The organism is Serratia sp. KH_031, from assembly GCF_057839655.1.
The window spans coordinates 1,499,360-1,515,588 of record NZ_CM174496.1 but is presented as its reverse complement, the minus strand read 5'-3'; the positions used below and the strand labels follow the sequence as shown (position 1 = coordinate 1,515,588).

The window sequence follows — 16,229 nt, the reverse complement described above, 5'->3', positions numbered from 1 at the left end:
TCCCCTTATCATCTATTACTCACAAACCTACCGTATTGGGCAAATCATGGAGGGTTGAATACGAAATATCAAGCAGTTGGCCTCCCTGAATGACAGATAATCACACTATCGCAGGTTCTTTCATGCAAATAAGAAAATTCGAAGAACACGATCGTCCAAGCTTACGCGCGCTATACCTCGCGGCTCGCAACGCCGCCTTTCCTTGGCACGACGCTAGCGATCACCAATTGATGGATTTTGATCGCTCGGTATTGGGTGAAGAGATCTGGGTGGCTGAACAAAACGGTGAACTGTTAGGATTTGTGGCGATTTACCAAGCGGAGAACTTCATCCATCACCTGTATATCGATCCGCATTTACCACCACAAGGGATTGGCAGCGCCCTGTTGCGTGCAGCGGAGGCGACATTTACCTCAACGGGTTCGCTAAAGTGCTTGGTTAAGAATGAAAAAGCGCTGAATTTTTATCGTAAACATGGCTGGCAGATTGTCGAAACCGGTAACGATGGCAGTGAAGATTATTATTTGATGCATTCAGCAAACAAGAACCCCACAGGTTTCAACACATACCATTAATTCTGTCTCTCGTTTAGGACACACTCAATGCTTAAAGAAAACTTCAATGAGCTCCAGATCTTTCTCGTCGTCGCACGGGAAAGGAGTTTTACCAAAGCCGCAGGCAAACTTGGCGTCTCGCAGTCAGCATTAAGTCATGCGATCAAAGCCTTAGAAGAACGTTTAAATATCCGCCTTCTGACGCGGACGACTCGCAGTGTCGCACCGACGGAAATGAGCGAGCAGATCATCGCTTGCCTTGAGCCTCGTCTCGACGAACTGGAAGATGAATTGGAATCCATCATTCAGTCGCATGGCAGCGCATCAGGCAATATCCGTCTTTCCGCCGGGGAGCATTCAGCGCGCAGCCTGCTGTGGCCAAAGCTCAAACCTTTCCTTAAGCAATATCCAGAGATCAACATCGAACTGGTGGTCGATAACGGTTTTGTCGATATTGTGGACGGACGTTTTGATGCTGGCGTTCGTTTGGGGGAAAGTGTCGATAAAGACATGGTGGCGGTCAGGATCGGGCCGGATATGCGCATGGTGGTGGTCGGTGCCCCTTCCTACTTCGAAACGCAGCCGATGCCACAAACCCCTCATGACCTTCAGCATCACCGCTGCATTAATATGCGTTTACCAACGGCAGGCGGCTTGTATCACTGGGAGTTTGAAAAAGACGGCAAACCGCTACGCGTGAAGGTGGAAGGTCAACTGACCTTTAATCCGCTGGCTGAGAGGATCGACGCCGCACTGTCTGGCTTTGGGCTCGCCTGTGTGCCTGAAGACACGGTTCAGGATGCGTTGAAATCAAGAACTCTGATCCAAGTTTTACAAGAGTGGAGCCCCATGTTTCCGGGCTATTACCTCTACTATCCAAGCCGAAAGCAACATCCGCCCGCTTTCGCGCTACTCATTGATGCTTTGCGTTATTCAGAATAAGCCACCAGCAACACTGCGCTTATTTACCACGTCTCGCCACTGGCGAGCCACCGCTAACCGGCCTCGCCAACTGTCCTTTGCAAGCATAGCGGTTGGTTTTTCTGGAATAGTGAATGCACTTATCTTACTGGGGTTATACTTGCGGATAATCACTGCGTAGGGGATAGACACTATGAATGGTATTCATAAATGCTCATCAATTTAAGGTATAAAATAACCACTGGGTTGAATATTCATCCATTTCCCTGGTAAAAAAAATTAAAAAGTACAACTAACAGATAAAAATTAACTCAATTTATTCTCGCGAGAGTTTTTTCCATTTTATTATATCGTTCTTTAAGGAAATAAACTCGATAGGGAACCAGAAATCTTCCACCATCCAAGCATTCAAAACTGACACCGGGGTAATTAATGAAAGAGGCAGCCTTGCAAGTAAATACACCCATATATTCCCCATTGGAAATCAATCTCAACCTAGTTTCAATATCAAATTGACATGGAATTACTCTCGGAATAATCTCCCCTTCGGAGAGTACATTACTGATCACGCGAGAAAATGAGCACATGTCTTTTGTTTTATTAGATGCACCTTGCAAAATAGGAAGCACACTAATGACTTTTGATATAGGTTGTTCTTTATATTTTTCTGGTATTGCAAAACAACACTCAACCGGAGTAATATCCAAAAAATCAATCAAGTCAGAGTGAGTGAACTCACTTAATGAAACCACCACTCCATTGGTATTATTGAACAATATTCTTGCCAACGAATATTCATTAAGTTCCTCTTGCAAGATATTGATGCTCTCCGTGTTGTTCCCTCCAGATGAAAAAAACCTATAGTTGATAATGTCGGGACATTGGTTGTCAATAAAAAATGTGACATTTTTATTGTTTTTGTGTAGAAAAATATCACTCTCTATATTAACTAAATCCTGATAAATAGGAAGTAATACCTCATACAGTGAAGCACCAAACTCTGTCATTTCCAATCTCCCTTCTTTTTTGCAGAAAAGTTTCCTACCCAACCTCGACTCTAACTCGTTGATGCTCTTAATTAACGGTGAATAAGTTATACATATAGATTCTGCTGCATGAGAAATACTCTTTTTTTGTGCCACGATAATAAAGTGCTGCATTTTCTTTGCAATAAAATCACTCATTTTGATACCTTCTCTATTTATCATTTACGGAAGAGGCGTGCTTAAGTTACATGAGTGCGTTAATTTTACCTTTAATTCATAAAATTAAAGAGCAAATAATGATAACTTTACTGGTAAAGAATGAACTTGAAATACCACCAATGTCAAGTAATCTTACTCAAGAACTCCACACCAAAATTGTTTTTTAAGTTTATTTGCTAATTATTTTACAGATTCAATCAAATGTTAATTCTTCATGTTTATAAAAAATAAATATACACATTGAATAATCAATAGCCCATAAAAATAAAGGAAATGGCATGGATACTTCAACAAGTAAACTTATTAGTCGAATTGAAGATGTTTTACAACTCACTAACAAACTTCAAGAGTGCGGTTATTACTCAGTATTTGACATCATAAAACTCAGTAAAAGTGAATTTATCAAAAAACATCGGCGTGATTTTAGTCGACATACCGCTGAAGTGTATGACTTGGCGGTAGGCTTTGCTACTCAGGTCAGCCGTGTATTTCGGAAAAATGGTCTTATGAGGGGAGTGGCTCATGCAGGGGGCCTTAAAGGGTTACAAAAAGATAGCCCAACCTACCAATCATTGTTTGACGATAATTGGTCTAGCTACTGCTTAAGTAGTGCGCCAGAGGCTAACGACTCACCAGTATCTTACTTGGTATGGCTGTATAATCAGGCACACAATTGGGAAATAAATGAACCCGGCCTTGCAGAAATTTTCACATTGGCAAACCGTCGTCCCGACATACCTAAACTCATGATCAACGACAATGCCATTAACCAAGTGATCCCCGCCTTGGATGTAGTGAACGATGTGCTGACTGCGGCGATAGAGAGTTACATAGATGACAAGGCAGACCAAACACTGGCGGAAACACGTTACCCTAATCTGCTGCCATACACATTCCCACAACAACAAACAGTATTGTCACTGGCTAATTGCCAACTCAGTCTGCAACAAGTTATTGCTCAAGCTGATACCACCTGGCCTTATTTTTTATCTGCCGCCAACAAACCAGGGAAAAGCCAGGAAGCCAGCCGGATGGGGGCTAATTTATCACCTGAACAATATGAAATCATTACAGAAACTGAGGTGGACATCGATGATCCTGAGGCATTAAGTGCATTTTATTTAAATAACTTTGGTATGGTGACGGATTCTTACAATGCTCTGGCGCCATTGGATATTTTTACTCAACGAACAGCGCTTACGGTACCTCAGGTAGAGCAGTTGATCGCCGGGACTGCGGGCGGATATTTAGTGACTGCCTCACAGAATTATTGTGTTGGTACACCAACAGAAATTCCAACCGATTACGGTGCCGTATTTATTAATAACACCACGAGTCCCCCTATTACTATTGTAAGTGAAAACAATATTCAAACCGATACTAAAAGTGAAGAGACAACACTGATTTTTTCGGATAACGGCCTTGAAGCAATCGATGGTAAGTTTGGCAATGCATTAGAAATTGATGCATTACAATCAGCTCAAGTTTATCTGGATTATGATGTCAGTGCTCGTGGCGGGGTTCTTAGTGATTTTACCCTCGCTTTTTGGTGCAAGATTGATGCAAGTGCCCAGGATCTGGCGTTAATCACCACAAATAAAATCGATGATGCTGCTACTTCCACTACCGGTATGGCATTATTTGTACATCTTGATAATGATCAGAATAAAGTATTCCAACTAACGGTCAGTGACGGAACAACAACTACTACTGATACGGCTAATGTACCACTCCCAACCGATAGTTGGATGTTTGTTGCACTTACATTGGATGCTAATGGCAGTTCAGATGGCACCAGCCCATTATTGACTGGTTATTTTTGTACTGATGGCACCACTGTCACTCCAACCCCAATTGACTGTGCCAACTTGGGTTCAATACTGATCGATAATAAAGCCTGGGGGTTCAATGGTAATCTCGGAAATAGTTATTATACCAGTTATCCTGATAGACGCTTTGTGATGGCTATTGATGACATCACGGTTTGGGAACGTTGTTTATCAGCAAGTGAAATTGACGGATTTATCACCAATAATAAACCTGGAGGTGGCTACACTAGCATGACTCATTATTACCCACTAGATGGATCTATTGGGGGTTTCCCGCGTTTAAAAAACACGTCTGATAACAGTATGGATCGCATTAACCGCATGGTGCGCTTACAGCATTGGCTAGCATTACCTTACGATCAGGTTGATTTATTGCTCACAGCGACAATGGTGGCTGAAAGTAGCACCACGCAAACAATGAATGCTAATACCGTCAGGATGTTAGGAGTATTTAACTATTATCAGGATAATTACGCTGTAACACCATCTCAATTTGCAGCTATCCTACATGAAATTCCCCCTTATGCCATCACACCTGCGGTGCCTTTCTTGGACCAGATATTTAATTCGCCGGCTTTGTTTGAAACACCTTTTACCATTACTGATGCAGATTTCGATTATACCGATCCACAGGAACGCATTGTGAAACAACTGTGTGCTGGTTTAAGCATTAGTGAAACCCAGTTCCGTTTCCTCGCAGATAAAATCTATGCTGAACAGCCTGGTAGTGCGGCCAATTTATTGTCATGCTCATTAGCAGTAGTCTCCGCATTTTACCGGTTAGTGATGCTGCCACGTCTTTTAGGGTTGACTTTGGCAGAGGGTATGGCGCTGATGCAACTGCTGGGGGATAGCACTCTGCCGCAATTTGCAGCAGTGCCTGTAATCAATCCAACCGATACTGACAGCGCTGATATGTTGGACAGCCTGATGACATTGGCCAACACCCACGAATGGTTACAACAACATAGCCTTTCACCTACGGTAATGCTGGCGTTGGTGACACTAGCTAACACACAAAACACACCACAATATGCCACCACAGCGCAATTTAATTTAATTGCGGATATTGACCAACAGTTGGCTTCAGCCTTGCTAAATGAAACAGAACTGGAAACCTGTGGTGTGCCAAATGAAGCAAACACGCTTGCTGAAGGTTCGACTTATATGTTACTCACCGATACTGATGCAAAATTTGAGCCTTCCTATTCTCTAGATGCCTCCAAAGGGCAATATCTTCAATTACCTTCAGATATCAACTCCCAGTTTTCTCTTCAGTCCGATTGCAGTATAGGTTTTTGGCTGAATGTGCCACAGACACTCACAGACAATGCCCCTGTAATATGCTGCTCCGTACCATCAGCAGAGACTCCCACTGGCATATCAATCATGGCTCAATCTTCAGGTAAATTGTTAGTTACATTTACCGACAGCGATAACATCACCATAAGTGACAGCACTCTGTCGTATATCGTTGGGTCATGGTCATATATCACCCTAGTCTATTCCACATCAAACAAACAACTCACTGTTTACGTTGATGGTACAGCGGTTACCTTAGATACAGAGACATTTACCGGTTCCACCTTTACCGACGGTAATTACTGGGCATTCAACGAAGATGGTGCCCTAACATATTACCCCGCACACACTGATGCAACATTATACTACAGCGATATATCATTGTGGAACTCTGCATTATCCAGCGATCAAGTGGCAAGTATTATCAGTGCTAATACACAGGTCACCGATGCCACATATAAAATTAGTGATGAAGAGACCTACACGATAAACTGGATGGAAGTGCTTAGTGATCTTATTGATAATAATGGGCTGATTAAAGCTATAGTACCTAGTGATGGCGTAAGTATTTTCTCCACCATCTATCAAGCCGTTAATTTAGATATTGACCAAATAAGTTTTAACAGCCCCATGTCCGATGACGATATCGCCAACATTCTGACCAACCTAATTTATCAGACCAAGCTTACCCAAGATGGTATTGCCAATAGCAGTATAGCCAAAACCTTTAACCTGGAACCAAGTCTACCGCCATTATTATTACAATGGGCGAACGCTAGTACTTATCAATTCCTCAGCCAGAGCTGGACGCTGAAAGACACCACGGACCCACAAGATCCAACGTTACTCACTTATCTGGCTTTATTGTTGAGTGTAGGATGCCGGGCAGGTATCACTCAACAATTCCAGTTAACACCTGCCATGTTAAACAATTACTTGAACCATACCGCATGGTTTGGGTTATTAGATAACACCATTGATACGGCTATGCTCTACCAATTCAGCCGTTATGCGGATTGGATGACGCAAACCACGGCAGATGAAGACGATATTCTGGCTTATTTAAGCTGGGTGAATGCGGTAAGCCCCACAATTGTTCCCACTCCGACCAAAGCAGCACAAGTGTTAGCAGAGTTGTTAGGTTGGGAGGCCAGCGAAGTACAACTGGCAGTAAATTATGCTACCAACAGCCTTACAGGCACGGACGCTATCGCCACGACACTCACCCAAGTTGATTGTGTGATGCGCCTACAAACCATGGGACAGCAAAGCGGTCTTTCCGTGACGCCGTTATTGCAAACCGCAGTACTCAGTACTAGTTCCGTTTATAGCGACTGGCAACCCGTAGGTGAATCGTTGGTAGCAGCACAGGTAACAGCCTAATTACCGAATAACCTGTGGGGCACCCCACCTATTTTCTCTATCCAACAACCTGAGCGTTGCCACTATCACGGTGGCAACCTCAGGTATACGATGAATATTGAAAGGAATATTAATGATGACAACTTCAATTGCTGCACAATTAAATCAAACCCATCGTAGTGCATTACTGGCCTATTATCTTGGCCAGTACGTGGCGAATAATGACGATCTAAAAGAATATATTCAAACACCAGAGGATGCTTATGAATATTTGCTAATTGACCCTTTGGTATCGAATGATGTCACCACTTCACAAGTGGCAGCAGCGATGTCCAGTATTCAACAATATATGAACAGTATGGCATTGAATATGGAGCCGGGATTTGACAGTAGTATTATTGGCACAGACCAATTAGCCACTTGGAATGGAGGGGCTAATCAATATGCTATTTGGGCCGGAGAGATGGAGTTACAAGATTACCCAGAAGATTATATTGATCCAACACTGAGGGAAAACAAAACCACCTGTTTTACCGATCTGGAAACGGTACTCAATCAAAATCAGATCAATTCAGATACCGCACAAGATGCAGTACTCAATTATTTAAATGAGTTTGAACAAGTAGCGAACCTGGAAATGGTCAGTGGTTATCTGGATGGAGTAGATCAAACCACCAGTATGTATTACTTCCTAGGGCGTACTCGTAGTACCCCATACACCTATTATTGGCGTTCATTAGATATGAGTCAAAATGCAAATAATATTGTTGCACTAGGAGGCTGGAGTGAATGGAGTGAGATTAACCTACCATTAAGCCAAGATAATGTCGTATCTACTGTACGTCCGGTTATTTATAATAACCGTCTCTATGTATCATGGTTCGAGCGTACTCTTGTCGGACAAACTGATGATGATGAAGCAGATGATATTATTAAAATTAGCACTTACATGGCCTACTTACGCTTTGACGATACTTGGTCTGCACCACAACTTATTGATTCGGTATTAAGTAATGATATTGTACGTGTAGGAAATGATACCGGAATTGAGATGAAATTATTTACTGCAGACAATAGTGAGCTCTGTTCAATGAGTGGTTATAACTCATCCTCCGATCCAACCGAGACGATGTTCTACACTTCGTTATTTTCAATAGTAGAAGGTAGTGTAGATTACACTTACTATTCAACCGGATTAGATGACTGGGGGAATATAGCGCAGCGGCAATGCTTATTTTTAACAAATTACTATGATAAATATATAGATAATGGGCAAAAAACAATACAGTTTATAACAGGCACGGGTGAGTTATATGATGTTGATGATGTGGTTGATGATAATCAAACCTCCGACGTTAACACCATGCTTTCTGCCATTCCTATTTTAACTCTATCCGACATCACCAATAGTAATGACCATCTCAGCATAGAGATACAAGTTAATCTCACAGCTCACGATATGACAACATACCAAACGTATAATATATCTGGTATACTTCAAGGCGATATCCTCTCTATTACGCCCTCTGATTTCACCCTTGAGTGTAGTGAAAAAAAAATCACTCTCTCCGGCACAGCACGCATCGCCGCTTCTGCTACATCCTCAATAATAGATCATATTATATTGATTGATAATGATAACCAGCGCGAAGTCGAAAGGGACAATCTCAGTATTCCAATCATCAAGACGGACTCCGGCGCTGAATATACCATGTCAGATATTGAGTTTACTTATACTGAAGACGGTTTTATTACACTTTCCGACAATTATCAGCTTAAACTTGAGTTTCAACCCGATAATTATTGGAATAATCTATCCTTCAACTTTACTGATCCTTCTGACATATACCAACTAGTTGTATATCAAGATTCCATTGATGATAGTAACAAGATAGCAACTATCCCAATAAATAATTTTGGCAGTGTTACTTCTGTACCATTCACCATGAATTCCCCTTCTACACCGGAAGATATTATGCTTATTTATGGTGTGGAACAGTCGGTAGATGGCGTATCACGGGGTTATGCATATAGAACAGTAACGCTAAAGTTCGATACTGTTACAGAAATTACTGTTCCAACTCTGGCTGAACAAGATGACGCTACTCTGGGTACCGCAGAATTTCTTGATTTCGGAACCTCAACTTTCTCTGACGGCACCGCTATCGCCCCCATCCGCCTCAACACCCTATTTGCCAAAGAGTTGATCAATAAAGCCAGCACCAGCATTGATGCGCTACTGGCCTGGGATACCCAGATGACCGAGGAGCCTGCATTAACCAACGGTGACGATCCGGTGCCGATGGATTTTAACGGCGCCAATGGCCTTTATTTCTGGGAACTGTTTTTCCATATGCCGTATCTGGTGGCTTATCGCCTAAATCAGGAACAGCAATATGACGAAGCACAAAGCTGGTTTAATTATATTTTCGATCCCTCCGCGCGCGGTCGGGATAACGATGAACCCGACTATTGGAGTGTGCGCCCACTAGTAGAAGGGCAAAGTGCCGAAGCACAAAGCGAAGCATTACAATACCCAGTTGATCCTGACGCGCTCGCCACTGCCGATCCAGTGCATTACCAAAAAGCCATTTTTATGGCCTATGTGCGTAATATGATTGCTACCGGGGATGCCGATTACCGTTTATTAACTAACGATGGCCTCAGTCAGGCCAAGCTGCGCTACTGTCAGGCAAAAAATCTGTTGGGGCCACGCCCGAATGTGCAGTTGGTTAATTATTGGCAACCAGATACGTTAGCCACTATTGCCACGGCTACCACACCACAATTAAGCCAACTGGAAAACCAACTGGCAGATACGCTGTATGCCCTACCCGGCACCCCATCGACAGCGCTAACAGTAAGTGAAAATCCGAACTTTATCCTACCGCTTAATACTCAGTTGTTGAGCTACTGGAATACTCTGGATTCACGACTGTATAACCTACGCCATAACCTATCAATTGACGGCCAACCGCTGAATATTCCGTTGTATGCCACTCCAGTCAACCCGACCATATTAATGCAGCAAACCGCCCAAGGGGGATCCCTGAGCAGTGCCAATGCCGGGCTTTCTGCCACTATTCCGCCTTACCGTTTCCGCTCCATGCTGCAAAGCGCCTATGGGGCAGTCAATACTCTTAGCCAATTTGGTCAAACGCTGCTCAGTTACTATGAGCGTGGTGATAGCGCTTCACTGCAACAACTACAGCAGCAGCAAATGCTGGATATTTCCAGTTTTACCATCAGCCTACAACAGCAGGCATTAGATGCGTTGAACACCGATCAAACTGCCCTTGAAGCCAGCAAAGCCATAGCCAGTGGAGTGAGCACATACTACTCAACGCTCAGTAATAACGGCGTTTCCTCTGGGGAAAGCCAGGCCATGAACCTACAAACCAGTAGCAGTGCCATGGTGACGGCCTCCGAACCATTGATGGCGGTAGGGGCAGATCTGAATTTGACTCCTGATATTTTTGGCCTGGCGGATGGTGGCTCCATATGGGGCGGAGCTGCCTATGTTAGTGGACTAATCTTACAGTTTAAAGGTCAAACCATGGAGTTAACCGCCCAACGCATCCAAACCTCAGAAGAGTACCGCCGTCGTGGTGAAGACTGGCAATTCCAGGCCGATCAGGCCGATCTGCAAGTGGCCGCTATTGATGCCCAACTGGATGCATTGGCTATCCGCCAAACGGCAGCACAAACCTCACTACAACAAGCGCAGGCCGAGCAAGCTAATCAGCAAGCCACACTGAGCTTCTTGACCACCCGCTTTACCCAATCCTCGTTGTACAACTGGCTGAGTGGGCAACTCTCAGCGCTGTATTACCAAGCCTATGATGCGGTACTGTCGCTGTGCCTGAGTACAGAAGCTTGTTGGCAATACGAAATGTGCGATGTCACCACGCGCTTTATTCAGACTAATGCTTGGAACGACAGCTACCACGGCCTGCTGGTAGGAGAATCACTGCAACTTAACCTGCACCAGATGGAATCTGCTTGGCTTAGCCGTAACCAGCGCCGCCTGGAATTGACCAAGACCTTATCCCTGAAACAACTGGTGAGTGACGATTCCGCCTGGAGCGCATTTATCAGCAGCGGCAGTTTGGACTTCACACTTAATGAATCCCTGTTTGACAACGATTACCCCGGTCATTACCAGCGCCAAGTGAAATTCGTCACCGTCTCACTCCCCACCTTGCTGGGCCCATACCAAGATGTGCGCGCCACCCTAACGCAGACTAGCAGTAGTACTTTGTTGAAAGCAGATATCACTGGGGTGAATTACTTGAACGATCCCAACAGCGGTAGCGACAGTAATGTGATCAAAAATCTGCGTGCCAGCCAACAGGTGGCGGTTTCTACCGGGTTAAACGACAGTGGCCTGTTTGAGCTGAGTTTTGGCGATGAACGTTACCTGCCATTCGAAGGGACTGGTGCGGTTTCTAGTTGGCACTTGAGTTTCCCCAATCCAACCTCAACAGAACAAAGCGCCTTGTTGGCAGCGCTAAGCGACGTGATTGTCCAGGTGCATTACACCGCCGTCTACGGTGGCTCCACCTTCGAACAGGCCGTCATGCAGACGCTGAGCAGTTAACCCCCACGGATACGCCACCGGCAATGTGTCGGTGGCAGGAGAATTGAATATGCAACCATCAAATCAATCCCACTCGGTGGCCATTACCCCACCTTCATTACCTAAAGGTGGCGGTGCACTACCCGGTATGGGAGAAGCATTGGCCAATGTAGGACCCACTGGTTTGGCTAGTATGACGCTCCCATTACCTATATCCGCTGGACGGGGCTACGCTCCTAACATGGCACTGAACTACAGTAGCGGTGCGGGTAACGGGGTGTTCGGGTTAGGTTGGGGGGCTGGTGCCATGCGCATCAGCCGCCGCACCAGCCAAGGTGTACCGCAGTATAACGAGCAAGATGAGTTTCTTGGCCCTGATGGCGAAGTGCTATTGCCAGAACGAGACGACGACGGTGAGGTGATCACCACCACGTGTAGCACGTATGGTGATGTTGTTCTGGAGCCGAGTTGGCAGGTAACACGTTATTATCCGCGAATCGAAGGTGCATTTAACCGCCTAGAACTCTGGCAAAGTGGCGCACTGCAATTCTGGCTACTGCATGGTGCCGATGGGCAACTGCACTGCCTAGGGAAAAATGCCGATAGTCAAATTGTTGACTCGACCAATGCTACACATATAGCCGAATGGCTGCTGGAAGAGTCGGTCTCTCCTACGGGAGAACATATTTACTACCAGTACCAGCGTGAAACAGCGGACGGTATTGTCGATGGCAGCGTAGAAGCCAGCCGTGACTACAGTAACCAACTCTATCTGACGGGTATTTATTATGGCAACGCAACCGCAGCCACCGATCTCTATGCCTGGCAAGACGATGCTGCCAGTCAGAACTGGTTATTCAGCCTAATTGTTGACTACGGTGAACGCGGTACGGATACCACCACACCACCGCCCTACACGACCACCACACCTTGGCCACTACGTCAGGATCCGTTCTCGCGTTATGACTATGGATTTGAGCTTCGCACCCATCGGTTATGCCAGCAAGTGCTGATGTTTCATCATTTCCCTGATGAATTGGGCGAAGATAGTACCTTGGTGGCACGCCTACTGTTGGAATACCAGCAAGACCCCAAACTCACCTTACTGGTCGGCGCGCAGCATATGGCCTATGACACACAAGGCACGGTACAACTGATGCCCCCGTTGGATCTGCGCTATAACCCATTCGAACCCACATTGGAGGCCAGTGCCTGGCAAGCGTTTGATCCGATGCCGGGGTTGAACGAAAGTCCGCTATACCAACTGGTAGATTTGTACGGAGAAGGCATTCCCGGCATTTTGTATCGTGCGGGGCAGCAATGGCATTACCGGGCAGCGGAACGTGCCTCTGCCGGGGGAGACGCCGTGAGTTATGGCACCTGGCAGACATTACCACTGGTTCCGGCACTGCAACCACGGCAAAACCGATTAATGGATATTACCGGTGATGGCAAGTTGGACTGGCTGGTGGCACAACCCGGGTTGGCTGGCTTCTTTACCCTCAATCCCGACACCAACTGGTCGAATTTTACTGCGTTTAACACCTTCCCGACCGAGTTTCTCCACCCCCAAGCGCAATTGATCGATTTGATTGGCGATGGTTTAAGCGATCTGGCTATGATTGGCCCGAAGAGTGTACGACTCTATGCCAACCAACGTGAAGGCTTTGCCCCGGGACAAGAGGTGTCACAAGACCATGATCTACCTATTGCCGGGCGCAATGCACGTGAATTGGTGGCCTTCAGTGATGTGTTGGGCAGTGGCCAAATGCATCTGGTACGAATCCGTTACGACAGCATTACCGTATGGCCCAACTTAGGGCGCGGCAACTTTGCGGCCCCATTCCAACTGGCAGCCCTAGATTTTGATGAACAAAGCTTTAACCCTGACCAAGTTCTGCTAGCCGATCTGGACGGCTCCGGCACCGCCGATCTGCTGTATATGGAAAGTGATCAACTGCGCATCTGGTTTAATCAGGCTGGTAACAGTTTATCGGATCCTTGCACTCTGCCACTTCCCACAGACACTCGCTACGATCGTTTATGCCAACTAAACGCAGCGGATGTTCAGGGGCAAGGTATGGCAAGCCTAGTGTTCTCGTTACCTCATATGACGCCACAACATTGGCGCTACGATTTTGCTACCGCCAAACCCTGGTTACTGAGCGGGTCCAATAACAATATGGGTGGAGATAGCACCCTGATATACCGCAGTTCAGCGCAGGAATGGTTGGATGAAAAACAGGCTGATGCGGGCGCTGTGAGCCAACTGCCATTCCCGGTACATGTGGTATCGCAAGTCGTGAGCACCGATGAAATCACCGGTAATGTGCTGACCCAACAATACCGTTATCGTAAAGGGGTGTACGACGGCCAGGAACGGGAATTCCGTGGTTTTGGTTATCTGGAGGCACAAGATAGCCAACAGGATAAAGACAGTAATGGCGGCGAATTAAGCTTCACCCCCCCTCTATTAAGCAAAAGTTGGTACCACACCGGGCAACAACAAGATGAAACGTCCCTCTATGGCACCCCATATAAAGATGAACAGGCCTATGAGGTAAAAGCGACATACTTAACGGAATATGATGTTAATGAACAGATGGATGAGCCCTTAGAACCTGATGCTAACAGCCAATGGTGGCTATATAGGGCGTTAAAAGGACAGCTATTACGTAGTGAAAGTTATGGACTCGACGGTAGTGGTGAGCAAGATACCCCTTATGGCATCAGCCTTTGCCGTTATCTGGTACGCCAGGTACAACCGGCTCATGCACAAGAATCTTGTGTCGCTCTAGTGGTTGCACTGGAACAATGGGGTTACCACTATGAACGTCTGGTGGAAGACCCTCAGATAAGTCAACAAGTAGTCATCCAGCTTGATGAGTATGCCACCCCACTGTGGGCAATTAGTCTTTATTATCCACGTCGCTCACAACCCACCACTAATCCCTACCCTGATACCTTGCCCCCCACCACTTGGAGCAGCAGTTACGATGATCAACAGCAACTGCTACGCATTAATGAGCAGCGGAACGCCATTTATCATCAGGCTGATCCGCAGGCTTGGCGCCTGGGGTTGCCACATCAACAGCGCCAGAACTGCCTGAGCCAATCAGGCTATAGCAGTAACGGTTTGAGTTACGAAGATTTGATCGAGCCTGATGGTTTCTTGGGGACAGAACAAACACGTACCTTCGCCGGGCAAAGCGAGGTGCATTATTTGAATGATGCGGGTCCAGATTTTATCGCCCTAGTAGATCATCAGGAAGTGGCCGAACTAGATGATACGGCTCTGGCAGCCTATGACGGCGTACTCGACAGCACCGCATTGCAAACCATGTTGACAACCGCTGGTTATGTACAAGCTGAACGTGTTTTACCGGTAGAGAATGCGCAGGAAAATCCGGTCTGGGTCGTTGAGCAAGGTTTTACTACTTATCAATCGGCCGCTAATTTTTACCGCCCGCTGACTCAACAAAGCACAGTATTGACTGGCGCAACCACCCTCACTTACGACAAATACATCTGCTTGGTCATACAGATAACAGATGCGTTAGACAACACGGTATACAGCACCCCTGACTACCATTTTTTGCAACCCTGGCAGGTTATCGACATTAACGACAACACCCAGGAAATTCAGCGCGATGCGTTAGGCAATCCCCTCGGGAACAGTTTTTATGGTACCGAACAAGGAACAGCGATTGGATTTGATTCTGTGATCACCAGCCCGGTCACCACCGGGCAAAGTGTCTCGGATGTGATAGCCAGTGCCGGGCAAGCACCACAACAGTTGGCCTGCGTAGTGGCGTATGACCTATTCAGTTGGATGGGGCGGGTTGAGCCCTCTTTATTGATGGCAGATGAGTGGCAACGGTTGATAGCCCTGCGTTTTATCACGCCACAGGGCCATATCCGCAGTGCAGGACACCACTGGGTAAAAACATACTACCCGATCCCAGGTTTAGCTACGGCAGTACATTACGTTCTGAGCGAAGCGCAAATCGTGCCGGTACAAACTGCCACCTTGTTAGCAGACCGCTATCCTGATGATCCAGAACAGCAAGTTCGGGTAACGGTGAGTTATCAGGATGGTTTTGGCCGTATGTTGCAAGCCTGCGGCAAAGTCCCTGCCGGGGATGCCTGGCAACGTGATGAACAAGGTGAATTGGTTGTGGATGAAAACGGACAACTGGTGGTCGCCGCGGCCGACCCACGCTGGGCTGTTTCTGGCCGGGTAGAGTATGACAACAAAGGTTTGTCAGTGCGCAGTTATCAACCTTATTTCGTCAATGACTGGCAGTACGTTAAAGACAGTGCGATGCGTGCCGACGGCTATGCAGATTGTCACTACTACGATGCGACCGGACGTGAAATACAGGTGATCACCGCCAAAGGTTACTACCGACGCCAAAGTTACTACCCGTGGTTTGTGGTGAGTGAAGATGAGAATGACACACTGACAGCGTAGACC

6 protein-coding genes and 1 pseudogene are annotated in these 16,229 nt (G+C 46.2%); 5 read left to right on the top strand and 2 right to left on the bottom strand.

The features are described 5' to 3' along the window. The first annotated feature begins 122 nt into the window (after window positions 1–122). On the top strand, window positions 123–575 hold the full coding sequence (locus AC3ISQ_RS06665; protein ID WP_489351674.1) for a GNAT family N-acetyltransferase: 453 nt from the start codon (window positions 123–125) through the stop codon (window positions 573–575). Between the two features lie 27 nt (window positions 576–602). Next, window positions 603–1,496, top strand: coding sequence for a LysR family transcriptional regulator (locus AC3ISQ_RS06660; RefSeq protein WP_489351672.1), 894 nt, complete (start codon window positions 603–605; stop codon window positions 1,494–1,496). A gap of 18 nt (window positions 1,497–1,514) precedes the next feature. On the opposite strand, the pseudogene AC3ISQ_RS06655 reads toward AC3ISQ_RS06660, so the two are convergent. Then, window positions 1,515–1,604 (bottom strand): annotated as a pseudogene (locus tag AC3ISQ_RS06655) (alpha/beta hydrolase); the annotation flags it as partial. 182 nt (window positions 1,605–1,786) lie between these two features. Beyond that, window positions 1,787–2,659: a LysR family transcriptional regulator gene (locus tag AC3ISQ_RS06650; protein ID WP_489351670.1), complete on the bottom strand. Its 873-nt coding sequence runs from the start codon at window positions 2,657–2,659 to the stop codon at window positions 1,787–1,789. A gap of 299 nt (window positions 2,660–2,958) precedes the next feature. Here AC3ISQ_RS06650 and AC3ISQ_RS06645 point away from each other — a divergent pair, with 299 nt between their 5' ends. From AC3ISQ_RS06645 to AC3ISQ_RS06635, 3 genes are all read left to right on the top strand, one after another. Next, window positions 2,959–7,194, top strand: a complete 4,236-nt coding sequence (locus AC3ISQ_RS06645) for a Tc toxin subunit A (RefSeq protein ID WP_489351668.1) — start codon at window positions 2,959–2,961, stop codon at window positions 7,192–7,194. Between the two features lie 112 nt (window positions 7,195–7,306). After that, complete coding sequence (locus AC3ISQ_RS06640; RefSeq protein WP_489351666.1) at window positions 7,307–11,773, top strand: Tc toxin subunit A-related protein; 4,467 nt, start codon at window positions 7,307–7,309, stop codon at window positions 11,771–11,773. A gap of 49 nt (window positions 11,774–11,822) precedes the next feature. After that, window positions 11,823–16,226 (top strand): SpvB/TcaC N-terminal domain-containing protein, encoded by a 4,404-nt coding sequence (locus tag AC3ISQ_RS06635; RefSeq protein WP_489351664.1) that lies wholly within the window; start codon window positions 11,823–11,825, stop codon window positions 16,224–16,226. Window positions 16,227–16,229: the final 3 nt, after the last annotated feature.